Source organism: Salinibacterium sp. M195 (assembly GCF_019443965.1).
In the GTDB taxonomy this organism is placed as follows: Bacteria; Actinomycetota; Actinomycetes; order Actinomycetales; family Microbacteriaceae; genus Rhodoglobus.
This window is the reverse complement of sequence record NZ_CP040814.1, coordinates 1,347,106-1,372,900: the sequence shown is the minus strand read 5'-3', so window position 1 is coordinate 1,372,900 and position 25,795 is coordinate 1,347,106. Positions and strand designations below refer to the sequence as shown.

Genomic DNA, 25,795 nt, shown 5'->3' with positions numbered 1-25,795 from the left:
ACCGTGAGCGTGCGCTGTCTACCGCCCAGAAATGGGGTGCGACGTTGGTTCGGTGGAAAGGCTTTACTGCTGCACCGCCATGTAGGAGGCGTCGAGGCCCGTGCGCACCCACTCCTGGCTCCCCTGTGGACGCCAGACTTCCCCGTCAGCCACAAGCCTCAGGCCGTCGGTGTTTGCTCCGGTGGTCACGAGCTGGCGTGCATCAGCCACGCCACCAAGACTTTCGGTCGGGCCGCCCAAGCTGAAGGCGGTCACTGCCACAGTGTCGTCATCGGCCGAGAGCGTCGCGATTGTGCCCGATCCGACCCACGTGGCATCGATTGGCGCCCCCGGACGGGCGGGCAAGACAATGGGCTCGACCAACTGGACCGGAACGTTCCCCTGCTGTCGCACGATGCCATAAATGAGCAACTGCGGGCCAGACGGCGTGGAGAGATAGACGAGCAGTCGAGTGCCATCGCGCGAGACATCCAGCGACACAATCTCTGCGTCGGGCAGCAACGCTGACTGCACCGGATGCTCGGTTCCATCGACCGCAAACGCGGACAGCGTCGCTGCATCGCTGCGTTGCGCAGACCACACAAAACGGAACGGATCGAGCGAAGGCGCCACGAGTCCCGCTCGGTCATCGACGATCCGCGGTGCCCCACCAACTGAGGCGAAGTAGGCGGTGCCATCACCCGCGAGATAAGCGACAGACAGCCGATCGGCTGAGAGCGCCGCAGCTGTCGCATTAGAGCCAGCAATAATCGCGCTGAGTTCGTTGATATCGCTCAGCCCGTCGCTCGTATTGAATCCGAATTTGCCGGCCGCGCCGACAACGAGCGGCCCTCCAGAGCCGGGCTCAATTACGGCTGGATTCTGTCCCGAGCTCGAGGTCTGCAACTCACGCCCGTCAACGGTAAGCACAACTATCGGCGTATGGAGCGTTGCCGCAAGCTGCTGTCGCATTCGTTCGCGGTCGACAGAGTCAGCGGAGAGCGCCTCTGAGCTCAGATCGACTACTGCCCTGCCGCTCGTCAGGCTGCTCGTATTTCCTAGCGTGGTGGCAGCCGGGAATGCCGTCAGCACGACTCCCTGCTGCAGCCAGGCTGAGTCGGGGGCGAGCAGGGCCGTGATTGCCCGCGATTGCGATGTTTGACGTACCGGGAACCAGCGAACGTCAGGAATCAAATAGGCAAAACTGGGATCGAAGTAGTAGAGCACTTGTTGCTCAAAACTGACATCGAAGCCGTTATTCGACAGCACAATTCCTGGCGGTGCCGAGGTGATTCTCCACTCACCTTCCTGACGTTCAAATCCGAAGGTCAGAGATTGTGATGCGGGCGAACGTAGCTCCGCGTAGACGCCTCTCTCATCGATTACGGCCTCTGCCGAAAACGAGTACGTGAGCGTGTCGTCCTCGGATGCCGTCGAGATTGTCGGCAGCTTGTCTCGCTCCCGAATCGTGGCACTCGCTGCCGGAGTCCAGGAGTCGCTCATCTCGCGCGTCAAGAATTCACGGGCGACCGAATAATCGCGGGTCGGCGCGCGCACAGCGTTCATGAAGTCGGTGAGAATCTGTTCCTGCGTTGATCCGGCCACGGGACCCTCAGCAACGATCTCGAACTTGGCATCGATTTGTTCATCGATCAACGGGCCGGCCTCGACTTGTCCAGAATCAGGCACGCCGACGCAGCCGCCAAGAGCAGCGATCGTGAGACTGGCGAGTAAGACGTAGGCCAACTTCGACGATTTAGCCATCTGAAGCCTCCAAACTCGGCACGTCATCCGCCGGCGGCAGCTCCAAAGGAGACGATCTCAACTCCGCACCGCGAACGCGCGGCAGGGTCACCCGGAAGCACGAGCCGTTGTCTCCATCCGACCACACTTCAAGCCACCCACCGTGGAGCACCGCATCCTCAAGCGCGATCGCGAGCCCAAGGCCTGTTCCGCCCGTTGTTCGCTGCCGGGAAGGATCCGCCCGCCAGAAGCGATCAAAAACGCGTTCAAGCGCCGCTGGGCTCATTCCCACTCCGTAATCACGCACGGCAATAGCCACGGCATCCTGATCGCTGTCAACCCAAATGACAATCGGCAAACCGTCTCCATGGTCGATCGCGTTGCTCACCAAGTTTTGGAGAATACGACGGATGCGACGTGGATCGACATCCGCCTCAAAATAGCCACCGGGGGCCACCAGTCGCAGTTCGGAGCCTTTGCTTTCGGCCAGAGACGCGTGACTCTCGATGGCCTCTTCGGCCAGGCGAACGAGGTTTGTGGGCTCCGTCTCCATATCGACGGCACCCGCGTCGTAGCGGCTCATTTCGAGAAGATCTGCCAAGAGGAGCTCAAAGCGCTCTACCTGGGTGTGAAGCAACTCCGCAGTTCGCGCGGTCGCTGGAGGAAAACTGTCGCGTTGGTCGTACAGCACGTCGCCAGCAAGGCGAATCGTCGTCAGCGGGGTACGCAACTCGTGCGATACGTCGGAGACGAATCGCTGTTGCACTTGAGACAGCGCTGCTAACCGAGTGATCTGCTGTTGCATGCTTGTCGCCATTCCGTTGAAGGAACGCGCCAAGGTCGCGATCACGTCGTCGCCTTGCACCGGGATACGCACCTCAAGTTCGCCTGCTGCCAAACGTTGACTTGTTTCGGCTGCAAGCCGTACCGGAGCGACCACAAGACGAACAACGAGGTAGGTAACAGCACCAATGAGGGCGAGGAGGGCGAAACCACCAAAACCCAAAGTCCGTTGAACGACAACAAGAGTGTCTTGAGTATCGCTGATGTCGTACACGAGGTAGAGCTCGTACTGTGCGCCTCGGATGTCGAGTGTCGAGCCAACAACGAGTCCCGGATGCACCGAGCCGTCCTCTGACTGTTCAAGCGCGACTGACTGCCAAAAAGTGCGCTTTTCTGTCGAGGCGGCGACAGTCTCCCTGAGCTCTTCAGAAATCAGCACGTCGGTTGCCAAGGCGCGAGTCTGAACGTTGGTTGGCACGCGAGCGCCTTCCTGTCCCGGGCTACGAAGAATGGCGTAGCTCGTGCCGCCCGTGCTCGACGCGACACTCTCGATGACCCTCGCCGCATCGCCCATCATGGCGTCGAGATCCTCAAGCCCCAGTCCCTCGTCTGCGGCATCAAAGACCTGCTGCCCTGCAAGAGTGGCATTCGCCGAAGTGCGGGTGAGCTGATTTCGGCTGGCATCAAAGAGATTGGCGCCAACACTAAGCGACATGTAGCCAGCAATAACGGCGACCGCCACTGAAGACAACAGCACTGTGATGGCCACAGTGCGCAACTGAAGCGACGAGCGCCACAGTGCAGCGACTCGCTGCACTAACTCGCGCCAGCCGAAATAGCGCATTCGAGCTACGCGCTGCTGCCGGCGCGGTAACCAACACCGCGAACCGTCATCACAATCTTCGGGTTGTCAGGGTCTTCCTCAACCTTGGCACGCAGCCGCTGCACATGAACATTCACCAAGCGAGTGTCTGCCTTGTAGTGATAGCCCCACACCTGCTCCAAGAGCATTTCGCGGGTAAAGACCTGCTCAGGCTTCATTGCGAGTGCAAGAAGCAACTCGAATTCGAGCGGCGTGAGGTTGATCTTCGTATCACCACGACGAACCTCGTGGCCCGTGACATCCAGCTCAAGATCACCAACAACTAGCGTGCCGGTCGCGGCATCGCTAGCGGGACGCAAACGCGTACGAACCCGAGCGACAAGCTCTTTGGGGTTGAAGGGCTTAACGACGTAGTCGTCTGCGCCGCTCTCGAGACCCTTCACGACATCCGCCGTGTCGCTCTTGGCCGTCAACATAATGATCGGCACGCCAGACTCTTCACGAATGCGCGCGCAAATTTCGATGCCGTCCATTCCTGGCAGCATCAAATCGAGCAGCACGAGATCAGGCGCTGCTGACTTGAAGGCATCAAGCGCTAGGGCACCGTCTTGACAGAAAAATGGCTCATAGCCTTCAGTGCGTAGAACGATTCCGATCATCTCTGCCAGGGCAGTGTCGTCATCGACTACAAGAATTCGCGGGTTCACGTGTCCTCGATACTTTCTAGCTCTCGGGCTAACTGGGGTGAGAAGCTTTGGCATAAGAGTAGTCGAGTGTGAAAGCATGAGTGCGATTCAATTGGCACAGTTCGACATTCGAGGGTGAGACGTGAGCAATAACAGTCCATGGCAGTCGCCAGATAGCTCCAGCAGCGCGGGCGAGCCACAGCCATATGCATCGCAAGGTTCCCCCCAGTACGCAGCCCCCGCTCCGACGTGGACTCCCCCGCCCAAGCCCGGCCTCATTCCTCTGCGCCCTATGACCCTTGGCGTGATCTTGACGGCATCGCTCATGGTGCTTCGCCGCAACCCGCGACCGATTTTCGGACTCGCGCTGATCATCATGGGCGTCGTGACCGTTTCCTCGCTCATCTTGGTCGGAGTTGTCACCGTGACAGGCGTTGATCGCACTCTCAGCGCGAGCGGTGCAGATGCGGCGACAATCGAAGCCGGCGCAACGGTCAGTGTCGTTCTTGCTGCCCTTTTCGCTGTCGCGCTCTCGCTCATCGGCGGTTCCATCCTTCAAGGAATCGTTTCGCTTGAGGTCGCACGGGGCGCGCTCGGCGAAAAGTTGCGCCTGCGTGGACTCTGGAACGCGGCGAAGGGGCGACTCGGAGCTCTGATCGGCTGGTCAGCACTGGTCTCCGTTGCCACTTTTCTCGGTTTCGTTGTGATCGCCGTTGTTACCGCTCTCTTGTTTGCGATCGGCGGTCCAGCGGGAATCGCTTTGGGCATATTCGCCATCGTCATCGGACTCCTACTTGGCGTTGCTCTCCTCGCAGGCCTCGGCACCTTCCTCGCCCTTGTTCCCAGCGCACTCATGATCGAACGGCTGCCCTTAGGGCGTGCGATTCGCCGCTCTTGGTCGCTCGTATCGGGAAGCTTCTGGCGCACGTTCGGGATTCTCGCCCTGATTCTCGTGATCGTCCAAGTGGTCTCTGGCGTCGTAACCGCCCCGCTGAGCTTTATCGGAACGATCGCTGCTGGGCTGCTTAATCCCACCGGGAACGAAACCGTCGCGATTGCGTCCTTTGTCGGTCTTTACGTCCTGACGATGATCATCTCGGTCGCGATCGGCGCCGTCACGATCGTGATTCAGTCTGCGGCACCCGCCCTTCTTTACATTGACCAGCGAATGCGCAAAGAAGGCTTCGATCTCGAGCTCACCCGGTTTGTTGAGGCTCGCCAGCTCGGCGACAATTCGGTTCCCGACCCCTACATCACACTCGAAAGCAAGAACCCCAGGTCAACCGACCCGTCGCCGTCAACGGTTTCATGAGCGTAGCGACGATTCTCCCTGCCATTTCGGCTGCAGGATCCGGCTGGTTTGCTCGCGCTGTGTCGCGCGACATTCCGGTTGAACCCGACTCAGACGAGGCAACCAGTTGGATCCTCAATGAGTTGTCAAAGGCGCCGTACCAAGCAGCAAAACCCACGCTTTTCGACCGCGTCTCCAAGGCATTTACCGACTGGCTAGATTCGTTGACCATTGGCGACGGCACCGCCCTCCCCGCCTTCGTGCTGGTCTTGCTCATTGCGTTAGCGACAATCGCAATTGTTGCCGCCATCGTTGTTTACGGCATCCCTCGCCTCAATCGCAAAAGCCGTCGCCCCGAGAACATTCTCTTCGGCGAAGCCGACTACCGAACCGCAGCCCAGTTGCGGGAGGCCGCTGAGAAATCAGCCGCCCGAGACGATTTCGCAAGCGCGATTGCTGACATGTTTCGCGCGATTGCTCGCGGTCTCTCAGAGCGCACGCTGGTCACGATGACTCCCGGCACCACCGCGCACGGTTTTGCCGTGCGGGCTGCCCGAGTTCTCCCCGAGTGCGGGGCTGAACTCGCTGAGAGCGCTGACACCTTTGACCTCGTTCGGTACATGCGAAAGCCCGCGACCCGCACGCAGTACGAGCAGCTACGCGCTGTGGAATCCCGCACTCGCGCTGCGAAACCGAACCTTGTCGAGGCTGAAAGGTGAGCGCGCCAACGGTCGTAACGCCGAGCATTCGTCGCGTCGTCGTCCGGTCACTTTTTTGGATTATCGCCGCGCTTTTTCTCTTGGGCATTGCTCTCATCAGTTTGAGCCTTGTTGGCACCGCCGCCGATCGCGAGCCCCTCGATCCCGCGAGTCCCAATCAGTCGGGAACGCGTGCGCTGGCTGAGGTGCTGCGGCAACAGGGTGTTGACGTGATCGAGACGACTAGCCTTGACCAGACTCGTGATGCGCTGAGGGGTGTCGACGAGAGCACGCTGTTCTTCGCCGACCTGAACGCGTATTTGCTTGACGACCAAATTGCCGAGGCCGTCGGGCTCGCCAGCACTGTTATCTATGCTGAGCCCAGCATCCAATCGCTGTTGGAGATCGCCCCAGAGGTCTCTCATGCCAACACCCCTTCCGGCACGGTCGCGGCCAATTGTTCTGCCAAGTTCGCCACCAATTCGCCCTCGATTACCGCTGGCCCTCTCAGTCTCGACATCGTCGACGACACAGACGCCACCGTTTGCTACGGAGACGGTGATGCAGAAGACGGCTACGGCTACGGGGTTGTCAGTCTCGATCGCGGCGACACCCGACTAGTGCTGCTCGGCGCGACGACGGCGCTGACCAACGAAAGTATCAGCAGCGCAGATAACGCAGCGTTCGCTTTCAGCCTTCTCGGCCAGAACAGCACTCTGGTCTGGTACACCCCGAGCTTCGCGGACTTTGCCGATGACGGCGGGGTAAAAACACTTGATGAGCTCGCCCCAGACTGGATGTTGCCCGTCGTCTGGCTTGCCGCGGTGACCCTTCTCGTCGCGGCGCTGTGGCGCGGCCGCAGATTTGGGCCGCTTGTGATTGAGAAGCTTCCGGTCATAGTGCGCTCCAGCGAAACGATGCAGGGGCGAGCTCGACTCTATGAGAAGACCGCTGCTCGTCTTCACACGCTCGACTCGCTGCGCATCGGATCACTCCGTAGACTCGCCGCCCTCTGCGGCATGGCGACGGCAGCTTCCGTCGATGACGTCATCAACCGGATCGCTCTCCTGACCGATCAGCCGACCGCGCCACTGCGAAACCTCCTGATCGATTCGGCGCCAATCACCGACAACGATCTCCTTGAACTTTCGGATGCACTGCTCACCCTTGAACAGCGCGTTGAGTCGGCCGTCCGCCCCACCTAAAAACCCAGAACTAATGAGATACATCGAATTGCCAAGCCCCTCAGCACAACTGAGCCAAAGATAGAGAAGAATCGAGATATGACTGACGAGCAACTGCGGCACGCATTCACTCAACTCCGTACCGAAGTAGGCAAAGCGGTTGTCGGCCAAGAGGCTGCCGTGACGGGACTCACGATCGCGCTTCTCACCGGCGGTCATGTGCTGCTCGAGGGTGTTCCCGGAGTCGCCAAAACCTTGCTGGTCCGCACCCTCAGCCGTGCGCTGCAACTCGACACTAAGCGAGTGCAGTTCACTCCAGACCTCATGCCAGGCGATGTCACTGGCTCGCTTGTCTATGACTCCAAGTCTGGCGAGTTTGAGTTTCGCAAAGGGCCGGTGTTCACGAACATTCTGCTGGCGGATGAAATTAACCGCACGCCGCCGAAGACACAGTCATCGTTGCTCGAAGCTATGGAAGAGCGACAAGTTTCTGTCGACGGCCAGTCGTTAAAGCTGCCGGTTCCGTTCATGGTCGCTGCCACGATGAACCCCATTGAGTACGAAGGCACCTACACGTTGCCGGAAGCTCAGCTCGACCGGTTCTTGCTCAAGCTGGTGCTCGATCTGCCGGAACGCGACGTCGAAATCGAGGTGTTGACGCGCCATGCTGCTGGCTTCGATCCCCGCGATCTCGCTGCGGCTGGTGTTACCCCCGTTCTCGACGCCGCCATGCTCGCTGCAGCACAATCCGCAGTTTCCCAGATCGGCGCGAGCCCCGATGTCATTGCGTACGCCGTCGATCTCGCACGGGCCACACGCCAGAGCCCGTCGGTCAAGCTTGGTGTGAGCCCGCGAGGCGCGATCGCTCTCATCTCTGCCGCGAAGGCGTGGGCTTGGCTCACCGGGTCCGAGGCGATCACCCCAGATCACATCCAGAGCATGGTGTTACCGGTGCTTCGCCACCGCCTCCAGCTGCGCCCCGAGGCTGAACTCGAAGGAGTCTCTCCTGACGTCATTCTGCGGTCGATCGTGCAGCAAGTGCAGGTACCGATCTAACGATGGCGCTCTCCGGATGGTTCGTTGCCCTGGTGGCGCTCGGGATTGTTCCGATCGTGCTCACTGGCGAGCCCATAGTGCTGGTCGTGTGGCTGGCTTTTGCGATCGTGCTCGGCGTCGTCGACATGGCGTTCGCCGTGTCGGTTCGTTCGCTGCGCTTCGAACGGACATCGCCCGAGCGTCTGAGACTCGGCGAAACGACGAGTGCGCAGCTGCTCGTGACGAATCCGACGCGCCGTCGCCTGCGGGCGATCGTTCGTGACGGTTGGCAACCTTCGGCTGGCGCACACGTCAACCGGGCGCGACTCGCGGTTCCCGGGCGTGAACGCCGCGAGCTCACCACAGTGCTCACGCCATTGCGACGAGGTACTCGCGAGGCGGCACACGTGACGATTCGTTCCTACGGGCCGCTCCGTCTTATCGCCCGTCAAACAACAGTCTCCGTTCCTGGTTCCTTCACGGTGTTGCCGCCGTTCAACTCCCGCAAGCACTTGCCGTCTCGTTTGGCACGACTGCGGGAGCTCGATGGCGCCACTAGCGTCATGATCCGCGGTCAAGGCACCGAATTCGACAGCCTGCGCGACTACGTTCGTGGCGACGATGTGCGCTCCATCGACTGGCGCGCTACAGCCCGACGTTCAGAGTTGGTTGTTCGAACCTGGCGTCCGGAGCGTGATCGACGCGTAGTTATAGTGGTCGACAGCGGCCGAACTTCTGCTGCGCGCATCGAAGACGAGCCCCGGATCGACACCGCCTTCGAGTCGGCACTACTTCTGGCAGCACTTGCCTCCAGCGCTGGGGACCACGTGGACTTCATCATTTACGATCGTCGAGTTCGCGCCCGTGTTCAGGGAGCCACCGGCCCTGATCTGCTCTCGAAAATGGTCAACGGGATGGCTCCCGTGCAGCCTGAGCTCATCGAAATGGACTGGAGCTCAGTGCCGGCACTCGTGCGCCAAGCCACGTCGCAGCGCGCGCTCGTTGTGCTCGCCACAACCGCAGAATCTCCGGGGGCGAGTCGCGGACTGCTCGCTATGCTCCCCCAGCTCACGACGAAACACACCGTTGTTATCGCCTCCGTGACCGATCCATCGATTGTGGATGCCACCCGCGACCGTTCTGACCGGGACGCCGTGTATCACGCTGGGGCCGCTGAGCGCGCTCTTCTCGATCAGTCGCGAGTCTCCGCAGCGATCAACCAGCTTGGTGCAACCGTTGTTGCACGACGCCCAGGTGAATTGCCCCTGGCGCTGGCCGATCACTACATCGCTCTCAAAGCGGCGGGAAAGCTGTAGCCCTGAGCTGAACAGCCCGCGGTGAAAGCAACGGGCTACGGCACGAGATTCTCACGGAAGAATCGGGTCGTGCAGCGGCAAGTTCGCTCGGTGCGGGGCAGCTAGTTTGCGACGATGTGGGTGGCACCCGCATCGAATTCGCTGAGATCGCCGGTATTTCCCGCACGAACGCTCCGACCTCCGAGAATCCACTGATATGCCAAGAATCCGGCGAGAGCGACTGTGCCGATCCCGATCTTGATGGGCCAGGGCCAGTCTTGCCGGGTCACGTAGCCTTCGATGACACCAGAAACCAGAAGCGCGAGAATGAGTCCGACGACGATGGTAAATAACGCGCGACCATCCTGCGCGAGGGCTTGAGCGCGCGTGCGAGCTCCCGGAGCCACCCACGACCAGAAAATCATCATTCCCGTCGCGCCAGCGACGAAGATCGCGTACAGCTCGAGTTGACCGTGCGGCGCAATGTACAGAAAGAACACGTCGAGTCGATCGAACTCGTTCATGATCGCTGCCGTGAAGCCCAATTGCTGTGCGGTGTTGAATAAAACATACGGAACGAAGAGGCCAATAATTCCGAAGGCAATGCACTGTGCAGCGATCCACGCGTTGTTCGTCCAGACGAAACTGGTAAATGAGCCGCCGGAGAATTCAGAGTAGTAGCCGACGAAATCGTCGCGCGCGATCCCCTCACGCTCTGCCGCGGTGCCAAAGCCAGCCAAAACCTGAGGGTTCGAAATCGCCCACCAAGCAAAAAGGAAGCCGACGAGGAACGTGGCGGCAGCCAATACCAATGACATCCATCGCACACGGTACAACGCGGCCGGCAGCTGAACGACAAAAAATTGGGGCAACTGGCTCAACAGGTTTGCGGAGGCACCGGTGAAGCGCAATCGGGCGCGACTGAGCGTCAAGGACAATCGATCCGCCTGCGCAGACTGCCCAGCGCTGGTCTTCATGACCGAAAGATTGGTGGCCCCTGATTGATAAAGATCAATGAGTTCATCAACTTCTGCACCAGAAAGTCGGTGTTGCGACCCCAATTGGGCAAGGCGATCCCAGTCTTCGCGGTGTGCGGCTGAGTACGAGTCAAGATCCATCTGCTTAAATGATGTCATGCCGAGCCCACAAATGAGCAACTCTCTTCCCTATGAGGATGAACCCGATGTCCTGATGACAGGTGAAGCGGTTGCGCTAGAGCTTCACTCCGCAAGCTTCGTGTTGCGCGCGGCCGGTTCGATCATCGATTTTCTCGTCTACGGTGGCGCGCTGATCGGTCTGCTCATTGGGGCGTTCCAGTTCGCCAACATCGCCGGCTTAGACAGCGCAGTCGGCCAAGCGCTCACCGTAAGCGCCATGGTGATCTGCCTGGTTGTCATTCCCACCGCGGTGGAGACCCTCAGCCACGGAAAATCGCTCGGCAAGCTCGTGATCGGCGCGCGCATAGTTCGCAACGACGGCGGCGCGATCGGATTTCGCCATGCCTTTATCCGTGCACTCCTCGGTGTGCTGGAGATCTTCATGACCGCCGGAGGCCTCGCGGGAGTCGTCGGACTGCTTAATTCACGCGCGCAGCGCCTCGGCGACCTCGTCGCAGGAACCTACAGCCAATACGAGCGCGTCTCCAAGGTCGCTAATCCCGTCATTCAGCTTCCCGGACAATTATCCGAATGGGCGCTCACCGCCGACGTCGCGAAGATGCCGGATGCTCTCGCGCGTCGCATCTCACATTTCTTAGTTGCCGCGCCCGGCTACACCCCAGGAACGCGGCTCCAGCATGCGGCAAATCTCGCTACCGAGGCCTCTGCCTTCGTGTCACCACTGCCCGAAGCCGACGCCGAAGTTTTCCTCTCCGCTGTAAACGCTCTCCGTCGACAGCGCGAAACCTTCGCCCTGCGCGGCGAGAAGAGCCGACTCGAGACGCTGGAGCCAGCGCTCTCAAGCGTCCCCCGAGGATTCCCGGCCAACCGCGGCTAGAACGGGCGGGATCAAGCGCGGCTCAGCAGCCTATTAGGCCCGGATGATCTCCAGCGCGCGGTCGCGAATAGTCTCAAGTTGCGCCGCAGAACTCGCTTCAACGTTCAGCCGCAAAAGCGGTTCCGTGTTTGAGGCACGCACGTTGAACCACCAAAATGACTCGGGATTGTCAATAATTCCGGTGACAGTGAGACCGTCAAGCTCATCGAACTCCGCCTCGGCCGAAAAAGCCTGACGGATTCGCGCTGTCGCCCCCGCCACATCCTCGACGACCGAATTGATCTCCCCGCTCGAGGCATAGGGCGAATAACGCTGAGAGATCACCGAAAGGGGCTCAGGCTGCGAGCCGAACTCGGCCAGCAAATGCATCGCCGCGAGCATCCCGTTATCGGCGCCCCAGAAATCGCGGAAGTAATAGTGCGCAGAATGCTCACCGCCAAAGATCGCCCCGGTCGCCGCCATCTGATCTTTGATCAGTGAGTGACCAACATTCGTGCGCACGGGAATCGCGCCAGCAGCAATAATCGTTTCCGGCACTATGCGAGAGGTAATGAGATTGTGAATAACGCGGATGTCGCCCTCCGGCTGCAGCGCACGAACGCGCTGAATTTCGCGCAGGGCGACCACCGCAGCGACAGCGCTCGGGCTCATCGGGTTACCGAGTTCGTCCACCACGAAACAACGGTCCGCATCACCGTCGAAGGCGAGTCCCGCATCCGCACCGTGTTTGAGCACTGCGTTCTGCAGATCGACGATGTTGGCAGGTTCAAGCGGGTTCGCTTCATGGTTCGGGAACGTGCCATCAAGTTCGAAGTACATCGGGATGATCTCGATCGGCAATTCCGAGAGTCCTGCTGCCGTTGACAGCACCGCCGGCACCGTCATTCCGCCCATGCCGTTACCGGCATCAACAACGACACGGATGGGGCGAATGTCCCGAAGATCAACCAGCTCTCGCAAGTAACCTGCATAGTCGGCAAGAACATCTAACTCCCGCTGGGAACCGGACTGCGCGACCGGCTCAATGCCCGAAGCAAGATACTTTTGGGCGCCATCACGAATCGAGCGCAAGCCAGTCTTGAAGCTAATCCCCTGAGCCCCTGCGCGACTGAACTTAATGCCGTTGTAGGTTGCGGGATTGTGGCTGGCCGTAAACATCGCGGCCGGAGCATTCAATGCCCCGGATGCATAGTAGGTTTCATCGGTCGAGCAGAGCCCGATGAGGACCACGTTGCCTCCGCGAGCACGAGCCCCCGCAGCGAACGCTGCAGCGAAACCCGGCGAGGAATCGCGCATATCGTGACCGACAATGATCTCGCTGCCAGCAGCATCCACTTCATCGACGAAAGCAGCACCGAGAGCTTCGACAACGTCAGCCGTGAGCTGGGAACCGACGAGGCCACGAACGTCGTAAGCCTTGATGAAGGGGGTGAGATCGATGGGGTTAGCTTTGCTCATGCCCCAAAACTACATGGCGAACGACCTGCCAACCCTGAGGCGCCGACAGGCGCTCAGCATGACGAGCACAGAGGTCATAGCTGTGAGGCTCTGAGCTGTAACTCAACGGGCCAAGAACGGCCATCGAATCGGCGTAGACATAGGTGAGAGTCGCCTCTGCTTCTTGATTGCAGGCGACTTTGCTACACGGGCGCTGATTCATTGTGAGCCCTAGCCTACGACTGTGCACCCACACACGGTCAACCACGGCCCGTAGAATGAGGTTGTGGTGAGATCATCGAAGCGAGCGCAGACACGGTCTGTACGAGGCAACTGGCGTGATCGCCATGGCCGGGGCATCCGCTCCGCCGTCACGGGGCCGCACCTTCCCCTCTTGCGCAGCCGCCACGGCAACTTTGAGATGACTGTCGCCTCCGCTGCCCAGTTTCTGAAGGAGATGTGGCCGGAAGAACTCGCCAAAGCTCGCTTCGAGGTTGGCCTTATGCCCGCCAGCAGCCCCGAAGGCTCCCCAGTGCCGCGCTGGAGAATCGTCGCAGCCGAACATCGCATCATTCTTTTTCGGCTGCCCATCGAACGTCTGATGCGATCGCACCGCGATGACGAACTGCATCGTCGCATGCTCATCGAGAGCTGTGTGTTCCGCGCGGTAGCCGAATACCTAGGAAAAGAGCCCTGGGAGCTCGCGCCCGAACGGTTTCGAAACCTCTAGCCCCACGGAAAATAGGCTAACCCACCGAGAAGAAGTCATTCTTAGGGGAAGACTGTAAGCGGCGACGAACCTGGCGTCTGCGGGTCAATAACGTAAGAAGCGATGAACCCACTCCGCGCCTGCGTCACGCTCACGTTGATGCGCGCGCTGTGGCCCAACTCGTAGGTTTCCCCCTGGGCGAGCGGCACCCTGAGGGTTGTCGCCGGCTCGATCGTCGATTCCGCAACAGAACCATCGGCCGAAGTCAACGTCAGCTGCACAGAGACTTCGCCAGGGTTCGCGACATTCAGTACCGCAGGCAGCCCAGGGGCGACCGTGAACTGAGTGTCATCGACCAGCGTCGGGCTAGCAGCGAACCACGCGAAATCTGTGGCCGTGACCACGGCACCGGCCAGAAGCGCCGAGGTCGTCCGCGCAGACGCCACGATCGGTTCATCAGAATCAATCTGCACGGTATATGTCCCAGTGGCCAGTTCTTCGATCGGAATGTCTGTGACCACTCCCGCGCTCACATCGAGAGTGAACGTGATGGGTTCGCGGGCGACATCCGACGGGGTCAGCGTCACCGAAATCGTGGCTGAGTCTTCGCCGGGAGCAAACACCCGGAGAACGGCAACAAGATCATCAGTCTGAGTTACGGCGCCACGAAGCGCCTGAACAGCCTCCAAGCCCGTCACAACCATTCCCGGAATAACCAAGGAACGAGACGGCGGTTGCGTTGCTCCCACAATCTCTACGCCACCAGCATCGAGTCCGCGCACGATCGACTGTTGCAACTCAGCAGTGATCTGCCCCCCGGTACTCGAGACGTGAACCACTGGCGAAGTAGCCCCCGGAGCAAAACCGGCCAACGAGAGCACTCGCTGACCATTCGGCGGCACGACGATTCCGGCAGTACCGGCGGCAGAGACAGCCCCGTCTTCGTCAAAGATGTCCAAACTGACAGTCGACGCCACCTCGGTGGGATTCGTCAGCGAAATCAAAGTCGTACGACCCGTCGTTGTCGCACCACCGACAAGCCAACTGTCGCCACCGACAGCGCGGCAGCCAGCAGAAGCAAAACCGACATAGTCCCCAACATTGACAGTTTGAGACTGGGCCCCGCTGAGCCGAACAGCGCCAGCTGACGATTCCGCGTCAGGAGAAGCGCTGAGCACGAGAGGAGCGGCGACCGCCTCGCCCGTCTCAGCATCCGAAGCCGTAATCCGTGATTGTTCAACGGAACCGGAACTCGACGAGAACCGTGTTGTTGGCTCCCCGAGCGTGAAAACGGATGAGGCTTCAGCGCCAGATTCGCTTGCTAAGCGAAGGAGAGGCCCAGGGCAGGTCAATTGCTGCGCCGTTGGAACGGGAACGATTCGCGCGCTTGGCGGCACCACTGTGGTTGAGGGCAAGTCAAGAAAGCTTGCTCCAAGAATGACCGCGGCAGCAGTACCGATACCGACGACGCCGACAATGAGGCGTGCCCCGACCATTGCCGCAGCTCGAGCTGACACCGGGCGTCGAGTACTCGATTGTGGTTCGGAAGCGCCGGTCAGTTCCGAGTCATCATCGAACTCGGTTCCCGTCGGCTCCTCTGGCAAGGCTGCCGCTTCATCGTGGGTGGGATCTGTGCCGGTCATTCGCTCGCCTCAATCACGGTCACAGCACATTCTGCCTTTGCTGCACGCAGCCGCCGACGACGTGTCGTCGGAATCGCCAACAACAGGGTGAGCCCAAAGATAATCGCTTGACTCGCCACAATCGCCTGGCCCAGTTGCGTTCCGGTGTTACTCGGACCAGCCGCAGCGGTCGCCATATCCAGATCCGGATAATGCCAGAGGTTGCCCTGAGTTGTGTCGCCAATGGGGTTGAGGAGACTGTTTCCATCGAGCGCTTCGATAATTCGTTGACGCGTCTCTGACGTATCTGAACTTGTCGCCGGCGTCAACACGATGAAGGCAATATGAAGATCGTGAAGTTCACTCGCAACGTCGAATCCACTGCGTGAGGCAATGTTCCCTGCGAGCGTTGCGCTGCGTTTCTCCGCACCCGAAAGTTCGTCGCTGGTCGCCGCAATTGTTGACTGCTCGTCAAGACCAGACCCATGACCACGATGGATGTCGACCGCAAGTGTCGAATCAGAGGTGACAGTAATTTCCAGCGTGCCCAACCCATCGTGCTGGGCGGACTCTGCAGAAACGAAGGCGGGAAGTAGCCTGCCATTGCTCGCGACGACTGAAGTGGCCCCCGAAGTCAGCGACCACAACGGCGCTGCCGCCAAGACCACTACCCCGATGAGAGCGACTAACGCCGGAAGAGTCGCATGCCGATCAAGACTTTCTACAGCTACAACAACCGCACCGCACAGTCCAAACCAGTACAAGCTGAGGGCCGCACCCGCCCACAACACCACTGACGTTTCGCCGCTGGCGCTCACGGAAACACGGGTTACTGCTACCGCGGTGATGAACCCTAAGAGTGCGAGTGCAAGAGAGGGAATCGCACGACGTGCCCCCGGAACGAAAAGACTCATCAGGGCGAGTGCGGCAAATGGCGCGAGCACGAGAGCGACCACGAGCGGGCCGTACTGGTCGTTGAGGCCCAACGTCGACAACAACGAGCTCCACCCATTGGCGCCAGGAACGACGCTGCCAAGCGCAAGCTGCCACCCGTTAGAGGCGATGCGTGCGACGGGAAAACCTGGGTCGGCAAATATGGCCAACACCGAACCACGCGCTATCTGCTGCACGACCAGCGGAGCGAATAGCGCTACCGCCGGAATAACAATCCAGAGGATGCGATGAGCCGACTTGGGGTGCACAGCAATCCACGCAACCAAAGCAATCAACAGTGCCGGAATAATGCTTGGTGCTGACGCTGCGACGACGGCAAACAACAGCGCTGCAATTGCCGACATCGCCCAGTTGTGAGCGGCCCGCAGCACTGCGAGCACTAGCCAAGGAAGCAGGATATGAACGAGAACCGCACCCAACTGCCCCTCGCCGAGGGAAATCAAGAAGCTGGGAGCAAGAACCCAGGCCGTTGCGGCAAGGGTGGGAGCCCACTTTCGTTCCGAAATGGATGCCGCACACAGCCACGCAGAAATCGCTGCGAGCGGGAGAGCAAGCAAATACAACAAAACGATACTGAACGACGGGTTCCAGAAGGTGAGAGAGCCCATCACGGCAAGCACGACGGCAAACGGATCCGCCGCGACTACCTGCTGAGCCAGGTCGTTCCATCCGAAGCCCACATGGGTCCACAATTCGGAAACCGTCGACGACAGCGGAAGCAAGCCGCCACCGGAGAGTGCGCGGACGTCCACGAATCGAGAAAAACTGATGATGCCGACGATGGCGGCGAGAAGGGCAACCCACGCGCCCCCGTCGCCAAAGAACCGAGGATGATCGACCTCAAACGCCGCGTCGGGCGCATCGCCGCTTCGTTCGTGTGCTCTCATCTCACGGACTTCAGCCCACGTGACTCGCAGCGGATCGACCGCGCCGAAACCTACCGTCTTGTTGCGTCGAAGATTACGGCGAGCAGCGACGACTCCGCCATCAAATATCGCCGCAAAGGCGGCAGCGAGCTCGCCGGCAACCGCCGTTGGCCGTTTCGCGACCAGATGTCCCAGCGAGCGAATAATCGCCAAAGGGAGCAGCGTGAGCCAGTGCAAAGGAACAGAGAATCCGGGCGCATAAACCAAACGCCGATGCAATTGGGCAAAGCGTTGAAGCCGATTATGTGCCGCTGCGGATACGGTGCGCTTGCCGAAAAGCTCAGGGCCTCCCGCACTGGCAACGCGAGCATCAGCGACCGCGACAACCCGGTGGCCAGCCAGTCGGACTCGAACACAAAAGTCGAGGGCAGCATCCACGGACGTGAGTTTTGGATCGAAGCCGCCGAGCGCGCTCCACACTTGACGACGCACGAGCATTCCTGCGCCGGCCACGCCCAAGGCGTCGGTCTGCACATCGTGCTGCGCCTGGTCGAGCTCATCAGTGACAAGGCCGAGGGAACGTCCGAGTGGGGTGAGTGATTCGCCAAAGTTGGTAATAACGGCGGGATCGTCCCAGCGAACAAGCTTCGGGCCAGCCACCGCTACTGATGGCGCAATCTCGACTGCGCCAAGTAGCGCACGTAACGCATTAGGGTCCGGAGCGCTGTCGTGGGCCAGCAGCCACAGCCACTCGTTTTCGGCCGCCTGAGGAGCTGCGGTGTGCAGCGCTTGAGCGATCGCTCCCCCAAAGGTGCGGTGACCTTGCGCATCAGCAATCTGCGCCGGAGCAGACTCGACCATGAGCGACAGTGATTCGTCGCTAGAGTTCGCGTCGACGGCGATCACCGAATCGGGTCGACGATTCTGCGCCGCGATCGCGGCAAGCGTTCGTGGCAGATACTTGGCGCCATTACGGGCGACGATTACTGCTGTGACTCTCGGCTGCATTTGTTTGAGACTATGCGTGACAGGTGCTCAACAGCACTCGACTCGCTGCGGTCGCGTGAGTCTGGGAGTTGCTGTTAATGACGGGACGAAGTGATTAGCTTGCGCGCTTGCGCAGCTTGCGACGTTCGCGTTCTGAAAGGCCGCCCCAAATGCCGAACCGCTCGTCGTTCTCGAGAGCGTATTCAAGACACTGACTACGCACTTCGCATGACGAGCAGATCTTCTTCGCGTCGCGCGTAGAGCCGCCTTTTTCCGGGAAGAACGCTTCGGGGTCAGTCTGAGCACAGAGCGAGTCTGTTTGCCACGAGAGGGCGTTGCCATCTTCGTCGGCCAGCGGCTGCCGCACACCAGGCACCCCGAGTCGTACGGGGTCGACAAACCAGTCGTCAGGAACTCCTGAGCGGTATCCGCTGTTGTCCATCTGGTCTCTCTCCCCTCCGCTTTCAATGCTTTGCATCGAATCGCGTTACATAATTACACCGGTGTAGTTCCGCTTAGTCAAGTCGCAGATCATAATTGGCTCGACTAGAAGTTAAGGGTTATGGCGCGCCGTGACTTCAATTAACTCAGCAAAGCGAGATCGTGGTCGACCATCGCCGACACGATTTCATCAAACTTCACCGTTGGTGTCCAACCTAGAATCTCTCGAGCCTTGCTCGCATCCCCCAGTTGTAGGGCAGCATCCCCCGTGCGCAGCAGCGTGTCAGAGACCGTTACCCGATCTTGCCAATCGGAAACACCGGCACGAGTAAAAGCCGTTGCGACGAAATCACGAACCGAATGGGAAATCCCCGTCGCAATAACAAAGTCATCTGCATTCGTATTCTGCGCCGCTCTCGCGAGCGCGTCAGCGTAGTCCGGGGCCCAGCCCCAATCGCGCTGTGCCCCGAGATTGCCCAGCTCGAGCGTCTCTTGAAGCCCTAGGGAGATGCGGGCCGCAGCGGCCGTAATCTTGCGGGTGACAAACGTCTCAGGGCGACGCGGCGACTCGTGGTTATACAAGATCACTGACGATGCAGCGACCCCCGCAGTGCGATAAGCCCCCACAAGGCCGTGTGCGTACGCTTTAGCCGCTCCGTAGGGACTTGTCGGGCACACGGCCGTCTGCTCGTTCTGTGGCGACTCAGTGGGCGCACCGAAGATCTCTGCACTCGACGCCTGGATAAAGCGGATGTCGACATCACCACGATCACTGATGACCTTTACCGCCGCCAACATTTCCGCGACCACTGCACCGTTTAGTCGCGCAGTGAGGGCCGGATTCTGCCACGACTGGTAAACCGAACTCAGCGCGGCAAGGTTGTAGATCTCGTGGGGTTCGATGTCAGCAATGAGCTTCGCGATGGCGCTATCAGTGGCCAAGTCCAGCTCGTGAGCGACGACACCGTGAGTTACGTCTTCACCCGCATCGCGAGTGACACCGTGCACCTCATAACCTCGGGCAAGCAAGAGTTCTGCGAGGTATGAGCCGTCTTGGCCCGTAACTCCGGTGATCAGTGCACGTGTCATTTGTTGCCGGAAAGCTCTCTCTGCTCGGCGACGTCAGCTTCGACCATCATGGCGATCAGTTCGGGGAACTTCACCTTCGGCTCCCAGCCCAGCTTCTCTCTCGCTTTTGATGAGTCGCCGACAAGAAGATCGACTTCAGCCGGGCGCATGAAACGCTCGTCGAGTTCAACATAGCCACTCCAGTCGTCTATCCCGACCGCGGCAAACGCGTGATCGAGGAGAACTCGGATGCTCTGTGTCTCGCCAGTAGAGATGACGTAGTCGTCAGCCTCATCCTGTTGCAACATCAGCCACATTGCTTCGACGTAGTCTCCAGCGAAACCCCAGTCGCGTTGAGCGTCTAGGTTGCCAAGCGTGATCTTGTCTTGGAGGCCTAAAGAGATTCGGGCAACGGCACGACTGACTTTGCGTGTCACAAACTCTGGGCCACGGCGCGGTGATTCATGGTTGAACAACACCCCGGATGAGGCGTGCATCCCGTAGGACTCCCGGTAGTTGATGGTCATATAGTGCCCGTAAACCTTCGCCACGCCGTAGGGCGAGCGGGGCCACAGCAGGGTGTCTTCGTCTTGCGGCACCGTCTGAACTTTGCCGAACATTTCGGAACTGGATGCTTGGTAGAACCGCACCTGCTGGCCGGTCGCTGCCATGTGCAGGCGCACCGCTTCGAGAGCGTTGAGCACTCCCATACCGGTAACTTCGCTCGTCAAGTGGGCGTTCTCCCACGAATACGCAACAAACGAGATAGCGCCAAGGTTGTAGAACTCGTCAGGCTTGGCCACGCTCATGGCACGCATGAGGCTCGACAGGTCGGTCAGGTCGCCCGTCAAAATTTCGACGTCCGGAATGAGCTGCTCAAGCAGTTCACGCTTGGGGTTGTTTTGTCCACGCATCAGCCCGAATACTGTGTAGCCCTTTGAGAGCAACAGCTCTGCAAGATAGAGGCCGTCTTGGCCGGTGATCCCGGTGATGAGTGCGCGCTTCATAGTTGTCTTTCTTGCTCGCGGCAGACTCTGCCCCTGTTCTGAACCGATACGTCGGCGAGACCAACGCTACTTGAACTCACGCTATTGCGTTGCCGCGACAAACAGTTGACCGGAGCCCTTAATCGTCAGCCGCCCTTCACTGGCAGTAACAAAAACGGAACTACCGCGAGCGAGAGCTGTCGATGCGTGAGAACCCTCGACGACGAAATCACCAGCGGTGCAGAGCACTATTGCGGCGCTGGCCAACTCGACGGTGCAATCACCGGTGGCTTCGATCAGTTGAAAATCGCGAACGGGCGGGCGGAAAAGTTGAGCGGTGTCGCCGATAACGGTCGGACGCAAGTAGGGCACCGGGCTCGCCGAAAAGTCGAGCACGGTCAGCAGCTCCGGGACATCGACATGTTTAGGCGTTAGGCCGCCGCGCAAGACATTGTCTGACGCTGCCATGAGTTCAATTCCGACTCCTCGCAGATACGCGTGGATGTTGCCGGCTGGCAAGAATAACGCCTCACCCTTCGCGAGCGTCACATGGTTGAGCATGAGCGCGATGAGCACCCCGGGGTCGCCAGCGTAGTGGCCGGCAAGAGTCCGCACGAGCGCAAATTCCGCTGGCGCGACGTCGGCGAGCGCCGTGACCCGCTCAACCAATTCCGGCACCGGGTGCTCCGCAGAAATAAGCCACTCGAACATCGCACGCAGGTCGGAATCACCGCGAGCGAAAGCCAACCACGCCTCGAAAAGATGCGCCTGTGGGGCGTTAGTCGCGGCATCCAATTCAACAAGCCGTTCGATGGATGCTCGGGTCGCTGCCATCGAGCGAAAACCACACAGCGCTTCGAAGGTGTCGCTTAGCGCGAGAATGAGCTCCGGTTTCGCTGACGCGTCCTTGTAGTTGCGATTCGAGGCTGTGAGCTGAACGCCAGACGCGTTCTCTCGCGCAAATCCTTCGGCTGCCTGTTTGGGTGTCGGGTGCGCTTGCAGCGATAGCGGCGCACCGGCCGCGAGAACCTTCAACAAGAAGGGAAGCTGAGTGGTCCCTTCACCAAGAACGTTGGCACCGTCCCGTTGGATCCACTCGTTGAGATCCTGGGCGTCACCGGTCAGAGCGGGCTCGAGAATCACGCTTGGGCTTCCCGGGTGGGCTCCGAGCCACAGCTCTGCTTCCGGTTTGCCTGTCGGCGGCATCCCCAAGAGCGTCGAGATCTCCCCGGCAGACCCCCAAGCGTAATCGCGGGGGGTATTAGTGATGCCTACAAACATTCTGTCCACTCTTCTCGATGCCTTAGACCAAAGTACCAACCGCCTAGAGCCGACGGGCGCTCACGCTTTAGGCTCGCAGTGATTTCACTAAGCAATGGAGCGTAAACAATGACATTTGAGACTCTCAGTAGCGATTTTTACGGTTACGAGAATGCCCTCACCGATCAGGAAAAAGACACCATCCTGAAGCTGCGTGCGTTCCTCGATAAAGAGGTGCGTCCGATCGCGAACGATCTGTGGGCGAAGGCTGAATTCTTTGATCGTGATGTTGTTGTCAAGGGGCTCGCCGACCTCGGGCTCTTCGGACTCCCCTGGGCCGAGACGCAGCAGTTTCCGAACTCCGCGGTATTTCGCGGCTGGGTTGCGCTTGAGCTTGCTCGCGTTGACGCCAGTGCCGCCACGCTCGTGGGAATGCAGAACGGTCTCGTCATGGGCTCAATCGGTGTCGCCGGCTCACAAGAGCAGCGCGAGGAGTGGCTGCCCAAGTTTGCCTCAGGCGAACTGCTCGGCGCATTCGGCTTGACCGAGCCCCTGTCGGGCTCCGACACCGCGCAAGGCCTTCAAACGGTAGCTAAGCGCGACGGAGACAACTGGATCCTCAACGGCGCTAAGCGCTGGATCGGCAACGGTTCCATCAGCGACGTAACGATCATCTGGGCACGCGACGAGGCAGACAACCAGGTCAAGGGCTTCATCGTTCCGACGAGCACTCCCGGCTACTCCGCTACTCGCATCGAGAACAAGCAGGCGCTGCGCATCGTACAGAACGCTGACATCGTGCTCGAGAACGTCGTCGTACCGGAGTCCAACCGCCTGCAGAAGTCCACGTCGTTCCGGGATACCGCGGCCGTGCTGCGCCTCACTCGTGCCGAAGTCGCGTGGGCCGCCGTCGGAAACTCGATTGGTGCCTACGAAGCGGCTGTGAAGTACACCGGCGAGCGTGTGCAGTTCGGCAAGACCATTAGTAGCCACCAGCTCGTTCAGGAACACCTCGCTAAGAGTCTGGGCAACATCACCGCCTCTATCGGAATGGTGACACGAGTTTCCGAAATGCTCGATGAGGGCATCCAGAAAGATGAGCACGCAGCGCTTGCCAAGGAATACACAGCGAGCCGGATGCGCGAGACCGTCGCGTGGTGCCGCGAAGTGCTCGGCGGCAACGGCATCGTGCTTGACTACGGCGTGATGCGCCACTTCGCCGACGCCGAGGCAATCTACTCGTATGAGGGAACCCGCGAAATGAATACCCTCATCGTGGGTCGTGCAATCACAGGCAAGGCGGCATTCGTCTAATCTTGCGTAATGCGACTGATTGAGCACCCCAAGGCGCGAGCCTGGTTTCTCGTTCTCTCGCTCCTTGTTCTCTTTGGGGGCGATGCGTGGCGATACTCGGTCGGCTGGGGCGCCTGGGGCGTTGTTGCGGTAACGATAGTCGCAATCTCGGTGCTGATTCTGGTTCAATCTCGGCATCGCTGGAGCATTGGCGGTCTTCCCTACCCCTTCGTTGTGTTCATGGTTTTGGCCACAGCGTCGCTCGCGTGGTCGCAGTATCCTGCGGCGAGCGCGCTGGGGCTGGCCACGACGTGGATGACGGTGCTCGGCGCGCTCACACTCGCCATCAGCTTCACCTGGCAGGAGCTGCTCGATGGACTTGCCCGCGTCCTCCGCCTCCTCATCGCAGCGTCACTCCTGTTTGAGCTCATCGTCGCCACTATCGTTCGCGGTCCAATCTTGCCGTGGACAGCTCAGCCTGAAGTTGCGGTGCCCGGCTACACCACGATCCCCAAAATGCTCTATTGGTCACGAAATGAGCTGTTCGACACCTTCGATGACGGACGCATTCAAGGCATCGTCGGCAACGCCAATCACTTGGGTTTCCTCGCGCTGCTCGGCCTCATCGCTTTCGCGATTCAGTGGGCGACAGGTTCCGTGACTAAACGATGGTCGATTACGTGGCTCACAGTGGCTGCGCTGACGTTATTTTTCACCCGTTCTGCGACGGTCACCGTGGCGCTCGTCGCCGTCGCCGTGACGGCGGCTGGCTTGCTAATCATCCGCAGCCGCCGCACTGAGACCGCTCGCCGATGGAGCGCGGTGGGGTTCGTCGGGGTCGCTTCGGTGGCCGCTGCAACTGGCTTCGTACTGCGCGACACTATTTTCGAGTTGTTGGGCAAAAGTAGTGACCTGACGGGGCGCGCCGGCATCTGGCAGTTCGTCATAGGCCTGGCCGAGCAGCGCCCGGCTTTCGGGTGGGGCTGGATTGCGTTCTGGATGCCGTGGGCTGAACCCTTCAAGAACGGCATCACTCGCAATGGTGTTGTGCAACTTCAGGCGCACGATACCTGGCTCGATGTCTGGCTGCAGTTGGGCATCGTCGGAGTCATAGTATTCGCCGCTTTTGTCGCGTCGACGCTGCTGCGAGCGTGGCTTGCCGCCGCAGATCGCCCCCAATCAATGGCGGGTAGGGCAGATGCGTACTCGGCAATCAGCTTTCTGCCAATCTTGGTCATGGTCGCCCTCGTCGTGCAAAGTATCCCCGAGAGCAGGCTTCTCGGCGAGTATGCGCTCGCAATGCTCGTGATTATTGCGGTCAAAACGAAGCGACCCGACTGGATGGTGCGCACACCATGATTCATCCCCCGCCCCGCTACCGCGTAGTCATTGACACCAGCGTTGCGATCCTCGGCTCTCCACGCGTGTCGGCAGCGCTGTCAACAGCAACGATTGCTACGGCCTTGTGCACGTTCGCGCTTCGCCACACGATCGGCACCGCCGGACTGCTCGCTATTTTGGGGTGTCTCGTTGTGCTCGTCGCAGCGTCGCTCGCCGCCCAATGGGGAAACATCGGCTGGCGCGCTCTAGTACCAATCTCCTTAATCGCGTTCACCGCCTGGGCCTGGCTGACCGTCTTTTGGAGCCAGTACCAGTGGGCTTCGCTCGCCTCGTTGACTTACCTATTGGTCTTCACGGTGTTGGGAATCTACATCGCATTGGTTCGGGACACGATCCAGATTGTTCGCGCTTTCGGCGACGTGATGCGTTTCGTCTTAGTCACCTCGATGAGCCTAGAAATCTTGACAGGGTTGATCTTTGACACTTCCCTTAGGGCACTGTCGATTGCCGGGAATCTGGGCACAGTTAATCCCATTCAGGGCATCTTTGGCGCTCGAAACCAACTGGGCATCATCGCCGTTATCGCGCTCATCACTTTCGCCACTGAGCTCCGCACGAAGTCGTTGCAGCGGGGGTACGCAATCGGCTCGATTGTTCTCGCCGCCTTGGTGTTGGTTCTGTCGCAGTCACCTCTGGCGTTCGGAACCGCGCTCATCGTGCTTGCGGCAAGTGCCGCTCTCTATGGACTGCGGCGGGTGCCCTCCGGTCGACGTCGCTACTGGCAGTTCGTCTTGATCGGATTCGTTGCGGCCGTTGCTGTGGTGAGCTGGCTGTCGAGAACGGCCATCGTCGCGTCGTTCGACGCCAGCGGAGACCTCTCCTACCGATTGCGAGTATGGCGACAGCTGTGGTCACTAGGTGAAGTTCACCGGCTAGAAGGGTGGGGGTGGATCGGGCCATGGAAAGCTGATCTAGCGCCATTCACCGCGTTCGGCAACTTTGGTGCCCGCGTACCAGGCTCAGCTCACAACGCCTACCTCGACGTGTGGTTTCAGCTCGGCCTCGTTGGCTTCCTCATTTTCATCGGGTTGCTCGGACTCGCGTTTATGCGCTCGTGGCTGTTGGCGTCACGGCGCCGCAGCGTCGTCTTTGCTTGGCCCGCGCTCGTCTTGCTCGTGCTGATCGTCAGCGCTACCGCTGAGAGCTCGCTGCTCATCGAATTTGGCTGGCTTACGTTCGTCGTGTGCTGCGTGAAGGCCGCTCGGGAGTTGAGCTGGCGCAACGCGCTCGATGCTCATCCATCCTCGGGCATCTAGCGC

22 protein-coding genes are annotated in these 25,795 nt (G+C 60.0%); 10 read left to right on the top strand and 12 right to left on the bottom strand.

What is annotated here, in order from left to right; all coding sequences use genetic code 11:
• Positions 1–63 precede the first annotated feature (63 nt).
• Genes FFT87_RS06545 through mtrA form a run of 3 tightly spaced genes read right to left on the bottom strand, consistent with a single transcriptional unit; the run spans position 64 to position 4,035 of the window.
• Positions 64–1,743, bottom strand: a complete 1,680-nt coding sequence (locus FFT87_RS06545; protein WP_219950505.1) for an LpqB family beta-propeller domain-containing protein — start codon at positions 1,741–1,743, stop codon at positions 64–66.
• Entirely contained in the window at positions 1,736–3,349 is a 1,614-nt protein-coding gene (gene mtrB / locus FFT87_RS06540; RefSeq protein ID WP_219950504.1) for an MtrAB system histidine kinase MtrB, read from the bottom strand. Before mtrB ends, FFT87_RS06545 begins: the two co-directional genes overlap by 8 nt.
• A gap of 5 nt (positions 3,350–3,354) precedes the next feature.
• Positions 3,355–4,035, bottom strand: coding sequence for an MtrAB system response regulator MtrA (gene mtrA / locus FFT87_RS06535; protein WP_219950503.1), 681 nt, complete (start codon positions 4,033–4,035; stop codon positions 3,355–3,357).
• A gap of 271 nt (positions 4,036–4,306) precedes the next feature.
• On the opposite strand from mtrA, the gene FFT87_RS06530 reads away from it, so the two are divergent.
• The 5 genes from FFT87_RS06530 to FFT87_RS06510 all read left to right on the top strand — a co-directional run bounded on the left by FFT87_RS06530 (position 4,307) and on the right by FFT87_RS06510 (position 9,538).
• The gene (locus tag FFT87_RS06530; RefSeq protein ID WP_255560099.1) at positions 4,307–5,326 is read left to right on the top strand and encodes a hypothetical protein; all 1,020 of its coding nucleotides are present in this window, start codon (positions 4,307–4,309) and stop codon (positions 5,324–5,326) included.
• Positions 5,323–6,024: a DUF4129 domain-containing protein gene (locus FFT87_RS06525; protein WP_219950502.1), complete on the top strand. Its 702-nt coding sequence runs from the start codon at positions 5,323–5,325 to the stop codon at positions 6,022–6,024. Before FFT87_RS06530 ends, FFT87_RS06525 begins: the two co-directional genes overlap by 4 nt.
• Positions 6,021–7,208, top strand: a complete 1,188-nt coding sequence (locus tag FFT87_RS06520; protein ID WP_219950501.1) for a DUF4350 domain-containing protein — start codon at positions 6,021–6,023, stop codon at positions 7,206–7,208. Before FFT87_RS06525 ends, FFT87_RS06520 begins: the two co-directional genes overlap by 4 nt.
• A gap of 78 nt (positions 7,209–7,286) precedes the next feature.
• Positions 7,287–8,243, top strand: a complete 957-nt coding sequence (locus FFT87_RS06515) for a MoxR family ATPase (RefSeq protein ID WP_219950500.1) — start codon at positions 7,287–7,289, stop codon at positions 8,241–8,243.
• A 2-nt stretch (positions 8,244–8,245) separates the two neighbouring features.
• Positions 8,246–9,538: a DUF58 domain-containing protein gene (locus FFT87_RS06510; protein ID WP_219950499.1), complete on the top strand. Its 1,293-nt coding sequence runs from the start codon at positions 8,246–8,248 to the stop codon at positions 9,536–9,538.
• A gap of 101 nt (positions 9,539–9,639) precedes the next feature.
• On the opposite strand, the gene FFT87_RS06505 is transcribed toward FFT87_RS06510, so the two are convergent.
• Positions 9,640–10,635 carry a stage II sporulation protein M gene (locus FFT87_RS06505; protein WP_219950736.1) on the bottom strand — a complete coding sequence of 332 codons (996 nt, stop codon included), beginning with the start codon at positions 10,633–10,635 and terminating at the stop codon, positions 9,640–9,642.
• A gap of 16 nt (positions 10,636–10,651) precedes the next feature.
• On the opposite strand from FFT87_RS06505, the gene FFT87_RS06500 reads away from it, so the two are divergent.
• Positions 10,652–11,512 carry an RDD family protein gene (locus FFT87_RS06500; RefSeq protein WP_255560098.1) on the top strand — a complete coding sequence of 287 codons (861 nt, stop codon included), beginning with the start codon at positions 10,652–10,654 and terminating at the stop codon, positions 11,510–11,512.
• Between the two features lie 33 nt (positions 11,513–11,545).
• Here the strand turns inward: FFT87_RS06500 and FFT87_RS06495 are convergent, their stop codons facing one another.
• Positions 11,546–12,970: a phosphomannomutase/phosphoglucomutase gene (locus tag FFT87_RS06495; protein WP_219950498.1), complete on the bottom strand. Its 1,425-nt coding sequence runs from the start codon at positions 12,968–12,970 to the stop codon at positions 11,546–11,548.
• Complete coding sequence (locus tag FFT87_RS06490; protein ID WP_219950497.1) at positions 12,957–13,172, bottom strand: DUF3499 family protein; 216 nt, start codon at positions 13,170–13,172, stop codon at positions 12,957–12,959. The genes FFT87_RS06495 and FFT87_RS06490 overlap by 14 nt, the downstream gene beginning before the upstream one ends.
• A gap of 63 nt (positions 13,173–13,235) precedes the next feature.
• Between FFT87_RS06490 and FFT87_RS06485 the strand changes: the two genes are divergently transcribed.
• The gene (locus FFT87_RS06485; protein ID WP_219950496.1) at positions 13,236–13,679 is read left to right on the top strand and encodes a metallopeptidase family protein; all 444 of its coding nucleotides are present in this window, start codon (positions 13,236–13,238) and stop codon (positions 13,677–13,679) included.
• Positions 13,680–13,720: 41 nt separating this feature from the next.
• On the opposite strand, the gene FFT87_RS06480 is transcribed toward FFT87_RS06485, so the two are convergent.
• From FFT87_RS06480 to manA, 6 genes are all read right to left on the bottom strand, one after another.
• Positions 13,721–15,301 (bottom strand): DUF5719 family protein, encoded by a 1,581-nt coding sequence (locus tag FFT87_RS06480; protein WP_219950495.1) that lies wholly within the window; start codon positions 15,299–15,301, stop codon positions 13,721–13,723.
• Positions 15,298–18,108 carry a glycosyltransferase gene (locus FFT87_RS06475; RefSeq protein ID WP_219950494.1) on the bottom strand — a complete coding sequence of 937 codons (2,811 nt, stop codon included), beginning with the start codon at positions 18,106–18,108 and terminating at the stop codon, positions 15,298–15,300. Before FFT87_RS06475 ends, FFT87_RS06480 begins: the two co-directional genes overlap by 4 nt.
• 94 nt (positions 18,109–18,202) lie before the next feature.
• Positions 18,203–18,529: a WhiB family transcriptional regulator gene (locus tag FFT87_RS06470; protein WP_010203447.1), complete on the bottom strand. Its 327-nt coding sequence runs from the start codon at positions 18,527–18,529 to the stop codon at positions 18,203–18,205.
• 140 nt (positions 18,530–18,669) lie between these two features.
• Positions 18,670–19,617 (bottom strand): GDP-mannose 4,6-dehydratase, encoded by a 948-nt coding sequence (locus FFT87_RS06465; RefSeq protein WP_219950493.1) that lies wholly within the window; start codon positions 19,615–19,617, stop codon positions 18,670–18,672.
• On the bottom strand, positions 19,614–20,603 hold the full coding sequence (locus FFT87_RS06460) for a GDP-mannose 4,6-dehydratase (protein ID WP_219950492.1): 990 nt from the start codon (positions 20,601–20,603) through the stop codon (positions 19,614–19,616). Before FFT87_RS06460 ends, FFT87_RS06465 begins: the two co-directional genes overlap by 4 nt.
• A gap of 81 nt (positions 20,604–20,684) precedes the next feature.
• Positions 20,685–21,863, bottom strand: a complete 1,179-nt coding sequence (gene manA / locus FFT87_RS06455) for a mannose-6-phosphate isomerase, class I (RefSeq protein ID WP_219950491.1) — start codon at positions 21,861–21,863, stop codon at positions 20,685–20,687.
• Positions 21,864–21,971: 108 nt separating this feature from the next.
• On the opposite strand from manA, the gene FFT87_RS06450 reads away from it, so the two are divergent.
• From FFT87_RS06450 to FFT87_RS06440, 3 genes are read left to right on the top strand one after another with little or no spacing between them, the layout of a single operon-like run.
• Positions 21,972–23,156, top strand: coding sequence for an acyl-CoA dehydrogenase family protein (locus tag FFT87_RS06450; protein WP_219950490.1), 1,185 nt, complete (start codon positions 21,972–21,974; stop codon positions 23,154–23,156).
• A gap of 9 nt (positions 23,157–23,165) precedes the next feature.
• On the top strand, positions 23,166–24,494 hold the full coding sequence (locus FFT87_RS06445) for an O-antigen ligase (protein WP_219950489.1): 1,329 nt from the start codon (positions 23,166–23,168) through the stop codon (positions 24,492–24,494).
• Positions 24,491–25,792 carry an O-antigen ligase gene (locus FFT87_RS06440; RefSeq protein ID WP_255560097.1) on the top strand — a complete coding sequence of 434 codons (1,302 nt, stop codon included), beginning with the start codon at positions 24,491–24,493 and terminating at the stop codon, positions 25,790–25,792. Before FFT87_RS06445 ends, FFT87_RS06440 begins: the two co-directional genes overlap by 4 nt.
• The last annotated feature ends 3 nt before the right edge of the window (positions 25,793–25,795 follow it).